The 16162-nt window shown below is 53.2% G+C and carries 21 protein-coding genes; all 21 read right to left on the bottom strand.

What is annotated here, in order from left to right; translation table 11 throughout:
• Nucleotide 1 precedes the first annotated feature (1 nt).
• Nucleotides 2-1270 (bottom strand): DNA circularization protein, encoded by a 1269-nt coding sequence (locus MPHASIOC01_RS17915; RefSeq protein ID WP_036108944.1) that lies wholly within the window; start codon nucleotides 1268-1270, stop codon nucleotides 2-4.
• A complete protein-coding gene (locus MPHASIOC01_RS17920) occupies nucleotides 1270-3195 on the bottom strand; it encodes a phage tail tape measure protein (RefSeq protein WP_036108948.1) in 1926 nt (641 codons plus the stop codon). Before MPHASIOC01_RS17920 ends, MPHASIOC01_RS17915 begins: the two co-directional genes overlap by 1 nt.
• Before the next feature lie 98 nt (nucleotides 3196-3293).
• A complete protein-coding gene (locus MPHASIOC01_RS17925) occupies nucleotides 3294-3677 on the bottom strand; it encodes a phage tail assembly protein (RefSeq protein WP_036108952.1) in 384 nt (127 codons plus the stop codon).
• 3 nt (nucleotides 3678-3680) lie between these two features.
• On the bottom strand, nucleotides 3681-4037 hold the full coding sequence (locus MPHASIOC01_RS17930) for a phage tail tube protein (RefSeq protein ID WP_036108954.1): 357 nt from the start codon (nucleotides 4035-4037) through the stop codon (nucleotides 3681-3683).
• A 12-nt stretch (nucleotides 4038-4049) separates the two neighbouring features.
• Nucleotides 4050-5525 carry a phage tail sheath subtilisin-like domain-containing protein gene (locus MPHASIOC01_RS17935; protein WP_353613017.1) on the bottom strand — a complete coding sequence of 492 codons (1476 nt, stop codon included), beginning with the start codon at nucleotides 5523-5525 and terminating at the stop codon, nucleotides 4050-4052.
• 2 nt (nucleotides 5526-5527) lie between these two features.
• Nucleotides 5528-5734 carry a DUF2635 domain-containing protein gene (locus MPHASIOC01_RS17940; protein WP_036108960.1) on the bottom strand — a complete coding sequence of 69 codons (207 nt, stop codon included), beginning with the start codon at nucleotides 5732-5734 and terminating at the stop codon, nucleotides 5528-5530.
• Nucleotides 5731-6333 (bottom strand): hypothetical protein, encoded by a 603-nt coding sequence (locus tag MPHASIOC01_RS17945; protein ID WP_036108962.1) that lies wholly within the window; start codon nucleotides 6331-6333, stop codon nucleotides 5731-5733. Before MPHASIOC01_RS17945 ends, MPHASIOC01_RS17940 begins: the two co-directional genes overlap by 4 nt.
• A complete protein-coding gene (locus MPHASIOC01_RS17950) occupies nucleotides 6330-6872 on the bottom strand; it encodes a phage virion morphogenesis protein (protein ID WP_036108967.1) in 543 nt (180 codons plus the stop codon). The genes MPHASIOC01_RS17945 and MPHASIOC01_RS17950 overlap by 4 nt, the downstream gene beginning before the upstream one ends.
• Nucleotides 6872-7312 carry a gp436 family protein gene (locus MPHASIOC01_RS17955; RefSeq protein ID WP_036108970.1) on the bottom strand — a complete coding sequence of 147 codons (441 nt, stop codon included), beginning with the start codon at nucleotides 7310-7312 and terminating at the stop codon, nucleotides 6872-6874. The genes MPHASIOC01_RS17950 and MPHASIOC01_RS17955 overlap by 1 nt, the downstream gene beginning before the upstream one ends.
• Complete coding sequence (locus tag MPHASIOC01_RS17960) at nucleotides 7312-7794, bottom strand: hypothetical protein (RefSeq protein ID WP_353613018.1); 483 nt, start codon at nucleotides 7792-7794, stop codon at nucleotides 7312-7314. The genes MPHASIOC01_RS17955 and MPHASIOC01_RS17960 overlap by 1 nt, the downstream gene beginning before the upstream one ends.
• Nucleotides 7795-7867: 73 nt before the next feature.
• Nucleotides 7868-8770 carry a Mu-like prophage major head subunit gpT family protein gene (locus tag MPHASIOC01_RS17965; protein ID WP_353613019.1) on the bottom strand — a complete coding sequence of 301 codons (903 nt, stop codon included), beginning with the start codon at nucleotides 8768-8770 and terminating at the stop codon, nucleotides 7868-7870.
• 5 nt (nucleotides 8771-8775) lie between these two features.
• The gene (locus MPHASIOC01_RS17970; protein WP_353613020.1) at nucleotides 8776-9744 is read right to left on the bottom strand and encodes a phage protease; all 969 of its coding nucleotides are present in this window, start codon (nucleotides 9742-9744) and stop codon (nucleotides 8776-8778) included.
• Nucleotides 9745-9953: 209 nt separating this feature from the next.
• Nucleotides 9954-10790 (bottom strand): phage minor head protein, encoded by an 837-nt coding sequence (locus tag MPHASIOC01_RS17975; protein ID WP_353613021.1) that lies wholly within the window; start codon nucleotides 10788-10790, stop codon nucleotides 9954-9956.
• A gap of 3 nt (nucleotides 10791-10793) precedes the next feature.
• Nucleotides 10794-11228 carry a hypothetical protein gene (locus tag MPHASIOC01_RS17980; RefSeq protein ID WP_353613022.1) on the bottom strand — a complete coding sequence of 145 codons (435 nt, stop codon included), beginning with the start codon at nucleotides 11226-11228 and terminating at the stop codon, nucleotides 10794-10796.
• Nucleotides 11218-12792, bottom strand: coding sequence for a DUF935 domain-containing protein (locus MPHASIOC01_RS17985; protein WP_353613023.1), 1575 nt, complete (start codon nucleotides 12790-12792; stop codon nucleotides 11218-11220). Before MPHASIOC01_RS17985 ends, MPHASIOC01_RS17980 begins: the two co-directional genes overlap by 11 nt.
• Nucleotides 12792-14375 (bottom strand): terminase large subunit domain-containing protein, encoded by a 1584-nt coding sequence (locus MPHASIOC01_RS17990; RefSeq protein WP_405027780.1) that lies wholly within the window; start codon nucleotides 14373-14375, stop codon nucleotides 12792-12794. Before MPHASIOC01_RS17990 ends, MPHASIOC01_RS17985 begins: the two co-directional genes overlap by 1 nt.
• An 8-nt stretch (nucleotides 14376-14383) precedes the next feature.
• Nucleotides 14384-14962, bottom strand: a complete 579-nt coding sequence (locus MPHASIOC01_RS17995) for a DUF3486 family protein (protein WP_353613025.1) — start codon at nucleotides 14960-14962, stop codon at nucleotides 14384-14386.
• On the bottom strand, nucleotides 14952-15230 hold the full coding sequence (locus tag MPHASIOC01_RS18000) for a hypothetical protein (RefSeq protein WP_353613026.1): 279 nt from the start codon (nucleotides 15228-15230) through the stop codon (nucleotides 14952-14954). The genes MPHASIOC01_RS17995 and MPHASIOC01_RS18000 overlap by 11 nt, the downstream gene beginning before the upstream one ends.
• Nucleotides 15220-15594 carry a hypothetical protein gene (locus tag MPHASIOC01_RS27700; protein ID WP_405027738.1) on the bottom strand — a complete coding sequence of 125 codons (375 nt, stop codon included), beginning with the start codon at nucleotides 15592-15594 and terminating at the stop codon, nucleotides 15220-15222. The genes MPHASIOC01_RS18000 and MPHASIOC01_RS27700 overlap by 11 nt, the downstream gene beginning before the upstream one ends.
• Nucleotides 15594-15881 (bottom strand): ArsR family transcriptional regulator, encoded by a 288-nt coding sequence (locus tag MPHASIOC01_RS18010; protein ID WP_353614955.1) that lies wholly within the window; start codon nucleotides 15879-15881, stop codon nucleotides 15594-15596. Before MPHASIOC01_RS18010 ends, MPHASIOC01_RS27700 begins: the two co-directional genes overlap by 1 nt.
• A 10-nt stretch (nucleotides 15882-15891) precedes the next feature.
• Nucleotides 15892-16143 carry a DUF2730 family protein gene (locus tag MPHASIOC01_RS18015; protein ID WP_405027781.1) on the bottom strand — a complete coding sequence of 84 codons (252 nt, stop codon included), beginning with the start codon at nucleotides 16141-16143 and terminating at the stop codon, nucleotides 15892-15894.
• Nucleotides 16144-16162 lie beyond the last annotated feature (19 nt).

A 16162-nucleotide genomic window follows, 5' to 3' on the forward strand; every position in this document is an offset into this window, starting at 1 on the left:
ATCAGTCAGTCACCTTTATTGATGTGGAGGGGAGAATAAAAGAAGGATCACGAAGGCGATTACGCGACACAATAGTGTCCCTGTTCTCCGTATCACCCGTTTCACGCCATGCCAGCAGGGCTGCTGTTGTGGTCGTTGTTGGGTTAACCAGACGGGTGTCAGGTAACTGTGCACTACGAACCCTGACATCATTTACAACAGAAAAACGAAGGTCACGTAATGCACGCCACAAATCACGCTGTCCGTTTTCAACGGCAATAGCTGCCTGCTCAGACAGCTGAACGGCCAGCGTATCACCGGCGTTCGTGGCTTCTTCTGCTGTTGCAAAATCCATGGTGGCGACAGCCTCGGCCTTTGCCACCACAGAAGACACAATGACAAGCTGACGGAAGTCGTTGATGTTGTCCTTCATTGATGTGGTCATGGCAACCCCCGTTACCGGGACACTACTCGCCATACCAACGACTCCCTGAGACGGTGAGCTGGCTACAACAGGCATGTCTTTAGGAAGACTTCGGGTTGCGGATTTGGTGGCTTTATCTCCGGCCCACTGGTCACTCAACTGGTCATAAACGCGCAGCGACCAGGGTGGCTCACTGACAATGTCCCGGATACTGCTGGTCAGGCTGGTCATCTGCCTGACCAGTTCTCCGGGTTTAGCAATAATTACACCTGTCAGGTCTTTAAAGCGGCCCAGCCGGTCAACCCAGTCAGTCAGTGCGGAAGGTATGGTTGGGAGGTTCATTACCAGCCCTTCCATATCATCCAGCAGGCTGTCAGTCATATCACCGAGGCCATCAAGAGCGGCAAAATAATCGCCGTTTGCAAAAGCCTCTTTGACAGCATCAGCAGCACTGAGTGAGGTCAGGCTGGTATTTTCCGTTGGGGAAGGGAACAGGCGTTCACCCGCTTCAAAAACTTCAAATGAAATGTAGGCGACGCCGCCTTCCTCAGTGCTGAGTCGGTGAGAAACCTTACCCACCTGCACCTTTTGAACCCCAAACCACGGGTGGACCAGTTCGCCCGGGCCGGGAGTGTTCAAAGCAGACAGCAGGGCATCCAGTTGTTTCTGGTAATTGTTACCGACGAGCTTTCCGTTAATCTGCTGCTGGGACAGCACCGCACCATTGTCTTCGGTCCAGCCCACTTCTTTTTTGGGATATGCCCGAGGGATGGCTCGCCGCCCACTGGTGCCTTCATTATCGACCAGGTAAAACGAGACATTACGGAATGATGCATCACGCAGGGTTTCCCATTTTCCTGTTGCCATCAGTTCTGCTCCACACTGGAAATACCAGCAGAGGCACTGAGTTTCACGCCTGGCTGGTCCATCTTCACACTTTTAACCCGGGCATCACCTTCAACAACCACGCGAATTTCCCCCTGAAGCTGGGGTGGCACCAGAGGGTAATTCGGTGACTGATTTTGCATACTTGCCCATGGCCTTGGGTCCTGCGGCATTGATGATGTATCACTGACAGCAGTGGTAAAAAAGTTGACCAGTGCATCCCATACATCACTTCGTTTTTGTTTTTCCTGGGCAGGTGTATCAAGCTGTAATTCGGATGCCACCCTATACGACCAGTCGCGTGTAGGAGACTGACGCGCCTTTTCCCCAAGCCCGGAACCTTCGTAAATATTTTGGGCAATATAATCAGCCGCCTCACTCTGCAGATAGGTCATACCAACCCCGGTCATGGCACCGAGTGCAAGACCTGTCCAGCGTGTCATGCCTGTTGTAGGTAACTCAGGAAGTTTCGGTGATGAGGGACTGGAACCAGAAGGGACAGGTTTGGTGGGTTCAGCCCCTTTAGGACCTGTTGCCGGTGTCGGGCCATTCTGACTACCCGGACCACCATTACTGAAGCCACCACTCATGTTGACAACATAAACAGGCATCACACCAGATCCAAATGCATCAGAGACGTTCTTTGGAATTCCTTTACTTTTACCGCCGCCAAACAAATCCCAGGCACCTTTTCCAACTTTGAATACTTTTCTGGCCGCAATAAGCCCGCCCACTGCAATAGTGATGTTCTTACCAATATTCAACCAGTTTTGTACCGTTTCATGGTCAACCGAGTTAAGAGCATCAGCCAGTTCCTGTACAGGCTGTGCCAGATTTGATTCAGCAAAACGCTGCCATTCATTATTGAGCGACTGCATGGCTGAATTAAATCCCTCTGCATTGGTCTTTGCTGCATTCTGGGTGGACCCATATTCTACGGTGCCGTAAATCAGCTCCTGCATAAGCCTGATATTCTCAGGCTTGAGTAATGTTGTAATCCCCTGCATCCCTGTCTGGTCAAAGACATCCTGAAGTTTTACTGGATCGTTTTTAGCCCTTGCTAAAATTTCCTTCATCAATTCAAAAGGAAGCTTTAATTCTTTTGTCCCTTTCTGAAACACATCGATGCCATTCGCTTTAAGAAAATCAATGTTCTTTTTATTAGAGAGGGCTGCATACATGGCCTGAATACTGGTAACTGTTTCATCAGCGCTGCCCTTGTTTTTTGCAAATACCTGAGCGAATGCGCCCATCTGGGCAATCGCTACCGGGCCCTGTTGCTGAATAATAGAAAACAATTTTGGGGCAACCCTGGCAATATCGGCCACACTTACCGACCCGACAGCAAACTGGGCATACAACTTATCCAGCATTTTGCTAACGTCACCGGAACCTTTGACACCTTTTTCCCAGAACTGGGCAAGCAAGCCCGCTGCCGTCTGGCCGTCAACCCCAAAGGCCTGCATGAGCAATCCCATATTACGCAGGTTATCTGCCACAAATTTGTAATCACCGGTTTTTCCCAGCAACTCGCTGACACCCTGTCCCAGTGCAGACGCATCAAGGCGAATATCCCCCTGATTCGATATATCCCTGATTTGCTCATGTAAACTGATGACCTGCTCACGGGTTAACTGGGCATCCGTTCCCATACGCCGCATCTGTGCATCGAAATCAGCAACACCTTTTACCGTTGCCCCGGTAGCAAACCCGGCAATCATCCCGGTATAGCGATTACCCAGACTGTCAAGAGCCCGGCCTGCAGCAGCGCTGGTGGATTTAACCACCGACATGGCCCGTTCATTACGCCGGGCGAACTCAGACATATTGGCACCGTATTGCCGCGCTTTTGCTGTCAGGTTACCGGCAAGGTTAATGAGGATTTCTGTGGTCAGGCGGCTTGCCATATTGCTTCCTCAGTTGTTCTGTGAGACGAAACAGTTGCCGCAAGGGCAACTGCTGGAGGTAGGACATATCGAAACGTTGAGACAAATTGACGAGTAAACTACTGAGCGCCGTCGCCAGCGGCATCAGGTCGCCCCCGGGAACCAGTCTCCGCAAGCAGGTCATCCATCTTTGATGCCATGCCCGTCAGTAAATCAAGGTCTTCCGGGTGGAGCCTGTAGAGGTCTTTGATATTCAGCGGGCCGGGGATAGTACCTACAGAAAGTATCTGACGGCGCAACATCTCCAGCCCCATCAGCACCTCAGAGCAGTAAGCAACGGCCTTGCCGTTCTCCCCGATAACCACACGCTCAGCGGCCAGTTGTGATTTGATCACATCCTCTGAGTTCAGTTCACGAAAGGTGACGTCAACATGACATGCTTCATCCGCCGTACCTTTACCGGTCAGCAGGCCATGCTTCAGTGTACAGGTCATCTGAGCCATGTCTTATACCTTAACCAGATTGGTGCCAAGGAAGTTAGCCGATATCGTCCCGGCATCTTCATCCAGTGTTGCCGGGCCTTCTGTTGCTGACCCGGTCATCATATAGTTGAGGCCGTTATCCCCTTCAAACATGACAGTGACCTCTTCCCAGTTACTGATTTCAACCACATCCATGTCTTCTGCAGCCGCAATGGTTAACTGAATTGACGGTGCCGCCATTTTGCGCGACAACCCCCAGACCTTGCCGCCGCCCATATGCTGGGTTCGGGAGAAGCCACCCGGATTCAGGGTGGATTTACCTTCAGTTTTAATTTCACGGCCATTGATACGGATAGAGGCCATTCCCAGAATTGTTGACATACCACTATCCCCTTACTGTTTGAACTGAATAAGACCGGCCAGCACACGCAACTGGTTTACCAGGTTCGGGTGGGCGATAAAGTTGAGCCGGTTGGCATCGTTGCTGTCGATGTCCACATCAAGCGTGTCTTTGTAATCATCAAAGTCTTCCACCAGACCGGCTGGCACCAGTTCGGTCAGTGCGATATCCAGCAACTCAGCCCGGGCGATTTTGGGTGTCATTACGGGCTGTCCCGGGTCAAGGCGGTCCAGAACGTCATCCCCGGCCAGTTTGTGGCGGGGGTAACGGTTAGTGAAGCGGTTCTTAATGATGTAGCGAATGCGCCCCAGTGTGGCCGGTGACTGGACGTCAAGGTAAGACGTATCCGTATCACCGTACTGATTAACCCGGTACATCGTGACTTCACGCTCAATACAGGCATTATCACCCGCATCAACAAAGTGGGTTGCTATACCGTCATGCAGCAGCAGATTACGTTCCTGCAGATCCCAGCGAATATCTTTAACCGGAACAAGTATCCCGGGAAGAACCAGTGTCTGAAGCGGGCGGGCCGGGTCAACAGCCAGATAGTATGCGGCGATACCCCCGTAAGATGCCGCCCACTGCCAGTGAGGCTGAGGGGCAATATTGGTACTCATGCAGGATATCAGCCAGTCATTACGGGCATGACCAAACGTACCTGATTCAGCATGCGTACCACGAAAAGCAGTCCACAACTGCGCCTCAATCATCTTCAGCGGGCCCCAGCGGGTGACCAGTTCGTCACGGAGGGTGTTAAGGCTCTGGGTGTCATTAAACGGGCACACAATATCGGTAAACCAGTCATCACCCATTGCAGCCACGACAGCCGACATGTCCGGTGTACCCGTACCGCCTGCAAAACCGGCAATGGTCACCCCAAGACCCGAGGGTGTCTGCTCGCCGGTATAATAATTCAGGCGCACGTCCATACCATTTCCCGTACTGCCCGGCCAGTTTGCCGTCAGTTCAACCGTATCGGTCAGCCCTTCTTTCAGGGCGGCAGTGACCTGTGTCTCAGGCTGGGCCGTCATAGCCGTCACTATTGCCCCCGCCACGGTATCCTTGTCGTCACTTTCCGCCACGGCAATCTGTACAGAGATACCGTTCACCAACAGCGCCAGTGTGCCGGCTGCTGAAGCAGAACCGATAATCGTCAGAGAAGCCTTTGCCGCGGCCCCTTCAGGAACAGGCACACTCATTGCCCAGGTCTCGGTGTAACTGTTCGCCTTGCGGAATATTTTCAGCATGGCCGCCAGCATTGAACCTTTACCGTATAACTGCCCGGACATACCATCACCGGTGATCCGGCTGCGGGTCAGTGCCACTGATGTCCCGTCATCATTCTGGTGTCCGATAACCAGTACCTTACGTGACTGAGCCGGTGCGCTGCTCAGGGCCTGAGAATTATCAATTTCGATGACAGCCAGTGGTACGCGGATATCATCAGGAATAGTGCCAAGAGACATGGTTATTTCTCCCCGCCAGTACGTTTCTGTGTACCACTGTCAGTGGACGCAGTGCCTTTTTTTACCTCAGTCATGATCACATCACCCTGAGCCTCACGACGATACCACCAGGCATTGACCTGCAATGGCTCGCCTCCGGCAGCAAGGAGGTCGCCATTCTGTTTTCTGACCCGTAAGTCAGGCCGGGCTGGCGTTATATGCTTAATCATTCATGTTCCTCTCTCACGTCAATATCGCCCTGAATTTCCGTTGCGCCATCGTTAACCACAAACGTGGCACCCAGTCGCAGAAAGTCAGGGAGCGCATTAATATCGATTTCTTCATCCAGCCTGAATTCCTGCTCCCATGTCACCGCCCATAAAGTGAGGCCCAGTTCGTTAAGGCCTGCGGAATAAATGTTGTCAGCGCTGATGGAAACCGGAGCCCGTTCAGCTTTCATACCTGCAGCGGCATCACGGGAGGCAATTCGGCGGACCAGTTTTCCCACGATGACCTCGCAGCGGGTATCCCGGGAATGGCCCCATGAATCTGTTGCCATCACATAGGCACCCCAGATGACATCACCGACCGTACCCCCTGCACGCTGGCGGATATTGCGAATACGCAGAGCGGTAATGCGAATGCAGCCACTGCGGTCAGACAGATAGGTTTTCACCTCAGCAGGTGTATTGAACTGGCCGATATGTCGCTCAATTGCCCTGACCTGATCCGGACTGTCACCCTGCAGGGCAGGGATAAGCCATGACACAATATTCTCAGCAGCGGCAACCGTGCTGCCGGTGGTCAGTAATACGGGACGGTTACTCATGGCAACACTCCATTCCAGAAATCACTGATGACGTGCATCAGCTCATCATTGTTCTCTGCAGATAACCCGAGGTATTCACGCTGCGGGATATTCATCATGCGCTTATGTGCCCCCACGGTTTGCCAGACGCCATGCTTCAGTGCCCGGCCAAATGCCTGGGTGATGAGACGCTTATGCGCACTGACCGACACGTTGCCGGAGAACCCGTCCTGGTGAACGGCTGCATAGGCCAGTGGAGAACCCACGCGAACCCGGCCACGCTCGGTGATGAACTGAATACTGTCCAGTAAGTCACCATTTCCCTGTAACAGACTCTGGTTACCGTTACGGGTCTTTCGGTAGCGCTCTGACCAGTCCTGCCACTTCTCCCCGGCAGGGCTGGTTTTCTCATCACTGATACGACGGCGGGTCTGCGATTCAACCGTGGCACCAATGCTTTCCAGCAGTTCCTGTTGCAGGGCACCGTCGGACAGCTTTTCAACCGCCATACGGACCTTAGCCAGTTGTTCAGTGCCTGATACCTCGACGGATATCGCCATCACAGCACCCCACGCAACTTGTTACGGGTGAAGAGTCGCTCGTTATCGGATACAACAATCAGTCTCCCGTTATCCGTTTCCGGTGCCGGTGTGTCTGTTGGCAGACCCAGGTCACGGGTGCCGTTCGCCATCTCTTTCAGGGTCTGGATGGCACTGTCATACCGTTTCTGAATCAGGTCTGTTATCTGGTTGTCGCGTTCAGATAACCAGTAAATGGCGATGGAGACCGCTACCCGGTGCAGTGGCCGCGGGACAGCTGTAATATTCAGCGGCAGCTGGTAACGCTTGGACAGAAACGAATTGATCTCTGCATCTGCGTCTTCAATCGCTGTGGCAATTTTGGTTTCATCAAGCTGCTCGGTGTCCTTGTCTATAGCCATGTTCCAGACCAGAGAGCCGTCTGCCGCCAGCAGGTCATCACGGGTAACGTAAATCCCCATCAGCCTTTCTCCGCCACAACCGGGACGTCAGTCACTATCAGGCCGGGTTCCGCTTTCAGGCGTTGCGCGGTGGCATGGCTGATGAAGCAACTGATGACCACATCACCGTCCAGAGCATTCGCCTCGTTGTCACCATCCGGGTCATCACTGACAAAAATATGCACGGTCTCATGCGGCCAGAAGCGGCCACAGCGCCAGAAACCACGACGGGATTTTGCCCTGACAGACAGAACCTGCACGTCATCAGTTGCCGGACCAGCCGGGGGAAGACGTGTTTCATCACCGGTACTCAGCGCCTGCAGCGGTGTCATCACACTGATGGCACCCGCACCCACCGGTATGTAATGCCCGGGCAACGCAAGTGACAGTTCAGGTCCCGGCACGTTTGATGCAACATCCGGTGCCACTTTCTCCGCTGATACCTTGCCAGCGCCACCTTTAGTGACTTGCTTACCCGTTGCTTTTGCTTTCGTTCCACTCACTGTTCCATCCTCTTTAAAGGTGGGTTACAGCAGGTATAAAGCCTGCTGTAACGTTGTTGACCGACGCTGAGAATTACGCCGGGGTGGTGATGAACGGTGAGTTGACGATATCCACATCTTTGTAATAGATATTGGAATCCCCACCATCGACCAGCATGGCATCAATGATTTTCTTCGCGGCGGCACGGTTGTTGGGCCCCACCACCAGAGTGGTTGGGCGGATACCCAGAGGCTGACCGGAGTCACGTTTCATTCCCTGCAACACCTTCACTGCCGCTTCATAGTTTTCAGTAGTCAGGGCCGCACGTGAGCCACAGGCGGTTTGCCAGAACCCGAACCCGACATTGCAGCGACCATCAACGCCATACAGGAACTCGTTATTTTTGAACGTATGCTCACTGCTCAGGTCGTCCAGCGATTTGAAATCGAAATCACGTCGCTTCTGGTAAATCACCGGCTTCAGTGCCTGTGACTCATCAATCAGGAACCAGGGTTCACCGGTATCGGTGGCAATATCCCCGACGATATTGCTGTAGGTGGAACCCGCCATGGGGTGGTCGGTATCAAAGAAATACTGACCGTCAAAGCATTCTGTCGTGAAACCGGCAACCAGCATGGGGAAGCTCAGGGTGTCAGGAAACGCAGCAACCTGCTGGCCGAACGCGGCGGCAATCACGCTGTACTGACCAATCTCGTCATCTTCAATGTTTTCCCGTTTAACCCGAATAGAGTTTTCCCAGGTTTTGTTGGTGATGACGTAGCCGTACTGTGCCAGCAGTGCCATCTGGCGTTCACCGACCCACTCTTTGATGGTCGGTAAATCCGCCAGCCAGCCATATGTATTGGAGGCGGAGCCACTGGGCACTTCAGTCGCAATACGCAGATACTGTGGTGTAACCCCCGTAAGCCCACGGTTAAACGCAGCACTCAGCGACGTGGTGAGTGCGTGCAAAATTTCAGCAGAAGGTGCTGGCATCGTGATTACTCCTGTTCAGGTTTGGCTGCGAGAAACTCTTCTTCGGTAATGCCCATGCTGCGACACATTGCCAGTTCAGTTTCCGTGAGCTTTTTATCGGTGGTGGTGGTTTTCCCTTTTGTGGCGTCTTCATTGTTCACCAGTGCAGGGGCCGTTTTGACAAAGCCGATGAACTGCTCCCGGCCTTCTTTGGTACGACAGGTCGCGAGATACATCTCACGGTTCGCCGGGGCGACCTTCCCGCCTTCAATTGCCGCATCCACCAGAGCCTCAGCATCTTTGTTGTTGCGGGCCTGCAGCTCACCTTCAGCTGTCTCAGCACGGTTCAGTGCCAGCTGGTGTGTCTCAATGGGAATAAACTTCGTCACATCCGGGTTTTCAGCACGGTTCAGCGCCACCGTTTCACGGTCTTTGAGTTGCTGGATAGCTTTAACTGTGTCATCAACAGACGCAGCAGCGGCCAGACCCAGCACTGTCGCAATCTGGACAGGTACGGTCATGTCGTGGTTCTCCGAGTTAAGTGCGGGTAAATCAAGGTTGGGTTTGTTGGTCAGGCCCGCACTGGAAATACGGGTCACCTGACCGTCGGCAGTAAAGCCAAAGGCCGGACTGTAGTAGCGGTATTTTTTGCCACGGATAAGGGCTTCGCCATCGGGCGTCCATTCGATGTGCGCTTCAATGACGCCATCATCACGCAGCCGGTAGTCGTCCAGCCAGGCAAATGCAGGAGCCTCTTCGCCTTTCGGCCCTTTCAGCTCAGTGGCATGCTCCATATCAAACGGCAGTTTGGGATAGCTCAGGGTGGCGCGGATAACAGCTTCCGGCTGGTTATTTACCCAGGAACGGCCATCACGCCCGGTGAATGTGCCAGCCGGTATCATCGGCAGCCATTCTGGCAGCGGGGTGTTAGCTGTCAGTTCCGGCAACTCAAAGCAGAGCGCCAGAAGTTCAATGTTGGGGAGCGGTTTGCCCATGATGCTGTCCGTTTAAAAAAGGTGTACGGACAGTATGAGGAAGGGAAAATAAAAGCCGGATTTACCGGCTTCACTGTAAATTATCGGGTTAACCCCGTTTAAAACACGTTTAAAAACGCCTGTAAGCGTTTAATAAATTTCTGGTGAATCATCGTACCACAAAGCATGACAGCGCCACCATGAAGCGTACAAACGTCTTTCAGGCAACATTATTTATTACTGTCGAACTGCTGCTGCCGGGTTTGTAACTGACGATCCAGTTCACGTTCCCGCCCTGTACCGGGGTTATAATCCCATCCCGGATCAATACCCTGTGGCACCATTTCCTCTTCACCGGTACGTTTGTTCACCCACTTAACCCGTTTTATTTCCGGCGCTTCAGTTTGCACCGGCACTGTCTGCCGGATGACCTGACCCGTTGGATTACCTCTGTCATCGAGCTGCTGAACGTTACGGGTGACACCCTGTTTCAGCAATTGCTGATACTCATACTTACTGACCTGCCGCACACCACATTTACACCCCCAGCCATTTGGTCCCATATGCGTTTTCCAGAAAGGATCATCAACCGGCAGACAGAGGTCAGCCCAGCCAAGGTGTTCCTTGCGGTGTACCCTCGACGGCCCGACAGTATAGAGCAAATACGGCATGGCCCTTTTGGTTCGCTCTATGCGGTCCCACTGACCGGCACTGCGTGCAGTACGCATATTCGTATCGTAAAGGGTGCGCAAACGTCTGTCGCTGCCGAGCTGTACCACCCGGGTTTCCTGCGTCAGTGGGTCATCCATCATCTGAGTGCCCCACCAACCCCGCTTTATCAGCAGCGGTTTCAGTGTTTCGCGGAACTGCGCGAAGGTCTGGCCATTCTCCAGTGCATCCTCTAGGATCATTTTCACATCCTGAAGAAGGTCGAGCTGGGTCATTTTTGCCACGGTAAAGCCGATACGGTGCTCTTCACGCCAGACGTCACGGTAATCAAAACCGGGCTTAAGCTTTTTGGCTTTCATCCAGGCAAGTGCCTCTTCAGGGACAATATCCTGAGCCATAAGTCACGCCTCCTGTTCAGTGATAATGGTCAGGCCATCAGCCTTCCTGAACTGCCGAATGAGCGCGGCAGAACTGTTGAAAAACGGTGTGCGGTAACGCATACAGTCATGCAGTTCAGGGAACATCGCTTTTGCTTTCCGTTTACCAAACAGCTTTTCCAGCTCAGCCACCCGTTTTGCCGAATAATAACGGCGTCTTTTCTCACACCAGAAAAGCCGGGTCAGCGGGTTAAACATATCACTGGCTTCACTACCCCATCCGGCGCACATTTTCCCGTCAAAATAAACAGCGAGAACCGTGTGGCTCTCACCGTCACGCTCCCGCGTAATACTGACCACTGTATCCTGATAGCGGAACCGGACATGACAAAAGTAGCCTTTCAGCTCATCCGCAATGTTTGTCCACATGGCTTTCGTTACTGGCTTATCAACCATCATTCGCATCCCCCAGCGCCCGGGCTTTAAAACTCAGGAGCGCCAGCTGCTGCACGAACTCATCCGGTTTCAGCGACTGCTGAAGCTCAGGCAGGCGGGCAAGAAACTCTTCATAACTCCCGACATCTTTAGCCAGCTGCAATACCGGACTGGTGAATGCATCACCGGTCTGCTCCCAGTCTTTCATTGCTTCACTGACCATGACATCAATGTCGTCTTCCTGGCTTCGGTTGAGTGCAATGTGTTCACGGTTCAGTGCAGGGGCAGGACTGAAGGCTGTGAACGTGCTTTCAGGCACGAGAACGGCGGCACCGTCTTCGGGCTCTGCCAGCCCGAACCGGTCACGAATTTCTGATTCCTGAATTTTCATGCCCCTGTCTATCAACGGTGTCAGGGCCTCAACAAAGGACTTGAGGTCTTCGGCCTCACTGACTGACATTTTTATCCTGGGGTAATTCTCCTGAGGCCCGTAATTGAACTGGATAAACGGACGAACCAGAAACTCATTGAGCGTATCGGCCAGTTGCCGGGCGTCCCAGTTCACAATGTCCATTCTCACCCGGTCATGAACATCTGCCTGGGCACGGGAACTGCCGTTATCCGTGGTCATCGTCTGACCCAGCACCGCCTTGGATGTCTGGGCATCACACCATTCAGCCATTTCCTTAAACAGTGCGCCGCCATTATTCCGGCTGGCCGTCTCCTGCATATCCAGTTGCATACTCTGTGGAATGGCACACCCGGCATCTGAGGCAATAGAGCTGATGGCATCAATGAGGGTCTTTATCTGTTCAGGGGAGGCATTCGCACCATATTTCCCGACAACAATGGGAATACCGAACTTTTCACCAAAGGCCCACCAGTCACGCACCGTAAAGGACTTGAGCATGTACATCACTGCCACAAGACGGGCTAACCCGTTTCGAATGGGTAACCCTGACTTAAGCCGGGGCTGATGGATAATGAATTTACCCGGGCTCAGCGACACACCCGAAACAGGATTGCTGTCTGTCAGCAGCATAAACTGGCGGAGCGTCTCACGCTCTGGCCTGAGAAAGCGGGGGTCAACCCATTCATAGTCACGGGGTTTCCATTGTGCCTGACGGGTATCCCAGAGAATTTCACAGACACCGATACCTTTTCCCAGCCCGTCCAGCAGGTCAAATAACAGCTCGGGGATTTGAGGCTGTTCCAGCAGGGCCCGGACAGCATCAGCAAGCAGGATATCTTTTTCATCATCACTGGCCGCCACCACCGTGGGGACAATTCCGGCCACCGTCAGCTTACGGGTACGCAACACACTGGCGTAATGCAGGTCACGCTCCTCCATTTCTTCAGCAAGAATGAAGTATTCCCTGACATCACCTTCCACAGCATTGCGTAAAACCCCCGCAAGACGGGCAGGTGACAGTGTGCTGGCGACACTGATACCTGGGGAAGGTCGGCGCACACTCATACTGCGGCTGCGGGCTTCCGCCTCTGTGGCATCAGTATCTTTAACGGTAACAGCTTCCCCGGTCTGAGGATGAAGCAGACGGCGTATAGCCCCGGATAATTGTTTTAGCATCAGAGTAAACCTCGCTGATTTTTCAGACCACGGGTAAGGTGAAGCTGGCGATGGTTATCATCACTCTCTGGCCGCTTCCGCTCATGTTCCTGCCGGTTAAGGCGGTGAAGCTCATACCGGCGGCAGTCTTCTTTGCTGGCAAGGAAGGCCAGAAATATCGCATAAGCACTGTCACCATGGCGTTTATGGCCGTCGCTGCCGGTATTCTCCCGGTCATCAATACCCGGTGCGCCACGAAGGATAACTATCTGACCGAGGTCACTGATCACATCTTCATGCTTCGGTAAGACCAGCTCATCATCTTCAAATGCCGCCTTGAAGCGGGGCATGTTTTCGCGGTAATGCGCCACGGATGGCATGACCACTTCCACTTCATCGCCGTACTTTTCAGCCGCCTGTTCCGCCAGATAATTACCGTTACCACGCCCGTCAAGCTTGATACCGTCGCGTCGTGGCAGACGATCACAAATAAAAAACAGGGCCTGTTCCTGCTGCTTGTAGGGAACATTTGCCAGCTCAACAAGAAAGGGAACCGTGCGGGTGGTGTCATCATTGACCGTCATGGGTGAGAACACGGTCAGGTGCCCGGAACGGGCAAAGTCTTCGCCAAGACAGTGGCGGAGATTCTGCGGTAACGTGTTCAGTGCAGGCTGAACCACCCGCTCAAGCCAGTCCTGCATGTCCAGTGCCCGAATATGTTCAGGCGTGGCATTGAACTCCGTGGACCCTGTAAAGCGCAGAACGGGACCTGAACCCCGCGCAGCCCGTTCACGTATGGACCGGGCCAGATAGGTCCCGCCACCGTTTTTGGGTTCGCAATAATATTCCTCACGGGCATCTTCTTCGGTTGCCGTATCGCTCAGCAGGTTGTTCAGCCACTCAGTTTCTGCGGCGGGTGACCAGGTTTGCCGGGTGACCTGACAGATTCGCCGGTAAAGCCCTTCCTGAATGGCAAGTTCAATATCAATACGGTGAACGGAGTAACGGCGCTTTCCTGCACGGCTTTCAGTGATAAGGGTATTGAACAGGTTTTCGATACCATTATGGGTGGAGATAATGCGCACTTTACTGCCCCACATTGTCAGTGCCAGTGCGGCTTTCAGTAATGCGGCTAAATCCCCCTGGAATGCAGCCTCATCAATAATGACGTTCCCCTGCATACCGCGCAGGTTCGACGGGTTAGAGGAAAGGGCCTTTATCTTGAAACCACTGGCGAAGTTGATGACATAGACCAGAATGTCTTTGTCTTCATCGTTCAGCACTTCTTCGCCAATATTGGATGCGGCCCAGTCGTAGGCCTTTGCCCACATGGCACACGCGTCAATAAACTCGCGAGCCATATCTTTTGTCGTGCCGACATAAAAGGTGTCACACCCGCCAGCAGTTCTGGACATAGACCCATTTAACGCAGCATCAGCCGCTTCTGCCCAGGTCAGTCCGGTCCGACGCGATTTTTCGCCAATCTTGATTTGGGCCGTGTCGGCAATCCAGCGACGCTGGTATGGCAAAAGCACCTGATCCTGTTCAAATTCACCGTTAAGGATGGCAGAGGCTGAAGCACTGTTCAGGGCTGAATCAGACATGGAAACCATTATGCAATCCCCAGAATCTGGCGTTTGATATCAGCAGCGGTTTCAGCTGACAGTCCAGCCTGTTTGGTTATTTTCTCAGCCTGCGCTGCCGCTTCTTCGGCAAAGGCCTGGCGGATTTCTTTTTCTCGTTTATGGCTCGCCATCGCTGCCGCTTCAAGACGTTGTGCCACCAGAGCAAGCTGGCCCAGTGCTTTGGGCTCGACAGTCTGCTCGCTTTCAGCCATTGACATAGATGTTTCAAAGGCCAGTGTCTTGACGAACTCCAGCAACAACTTACCAACATCAGAGGTCGGTGCAGAACCCAGCTTTGCTGCCCAGATTTCTGCCATTTCTCTGGATGCCCGGATTTTGGCACCAAATTCTTCCATACGGCTGGCATACCGGTTCAGCCCCGTTCGGCTGAGCTTCATGCCTTCCGGCAGGTCATGACTGTCAATAAGCTCGTTGATGGCCTCCCGGATTTCTTCCTGAGTATGTCGTTTTTCGCGCAACATCTGATGCAGGGTGTCACGGACACTGTCAGGTAACAGGTCTATCTTTGACGGACGGCCACGGGTGGGACGCAGTTCACTCGCCATTTTCCCTCCTGACTTTCTCCAGGAACCCACGTTCATGGCTGGCCTTGTCTTTCATCAGAAGCTTCCATACGCGACGGTATTCCGGGTTCTTGTTCAGAAAGACATTCAGATAGGAGTCCGGCGCGTTAAAGTCATATTTTTTACCGGTTGATTTTTCCATCTGCGGTGCGACAGCCCTGACTTCAACTTCCAGGCAAACCATGACAGCGGCCAACTGGTTAATCACATTCCGCTCACCTTTGGTGAGTGATTTAAGCTTATTCGCCATGGGGTTCTGCCTCCGCCTGATGCCTGTGTTCAGCCACATCGTTTACCGCGTCACTGAAGCTGAATACGTTACTCCATTCAGGTCGTTCTCCAGTGGCGGCTTCATACATATCACTCAGGGCCGTTTCAGCATGGTCCCGTTCTTCTATCAGCTGTGTCTCTGAACGGTCATACCGGGCCAGCTCTTCGCCCTGTTTTTTACAGACCTGACAGAGCGACTCAATATGGCTGGCAACTTCAGCCACTGCATGCCATGGAAGAATGGTTTCTCCGGCTTCAGTGCAGCCAGCCACGCGGGATATTCGTCTCAGGTTGTCAGCCATTTTGAGACAGTTATGCAACAGCGTATTGGTATCCGTCATCATCACCCCCGCGCCCGGGGTTTTTTGACACCCGGAACTGTGCTCAGACCACTCGCCACATCTTCACCACGACCTGTAATCTCAGCCACATAACAGCCGGAAACATCCGTCAGGCTGACCAGCCCCTGTTCCCGTAACCAGGCAAGATGAGTCCGGACCACATCACGGGAAACCCGGTGTCCGTATGTTTGCAGGCAGGCCTGAAGAATGGATTCATTGGCACTGTCGCCACACTCCGTCAGGGATCGCAAAATGACCAGGCGCTGGTCCTGGTCGAGCATGTCTCGCATTGTCATACCTCTATTTATCCTTCAGTTCATTTTCCAGGAGTAAATCGCTGATACGTGATACCTGACGTATTGACGGGGCCAGCTCACGCAGTTCGCCACGAAGGTTGCTCATTTCCAGTTGCAACTGATGCAGGTCTTTCTGACCCGGCAAAACTTCAATATTGGTTTCCAGCGTCTGTATCCGGTTTCTGACCAGCTCAAGCTCTTCCCGCTTGACATAGGTCTTTGCCAGCAGAAGCTGAATCAGGTTTACGCCTGACATGAACAGCGCCCAGATAATT

Origin of the sequence: Mangrovibacter phragmitis, from assembly GCF_040429585.1 — a bacterium.
In the GTDB taxonomy this organism is placed as follows: Bacteria; Pseudomonadota; Gammaproteobacteria; order Enterobacterales; family Enterobacteriaceae; genus Mangrovibacter; species Mangrovibacter phragmitis.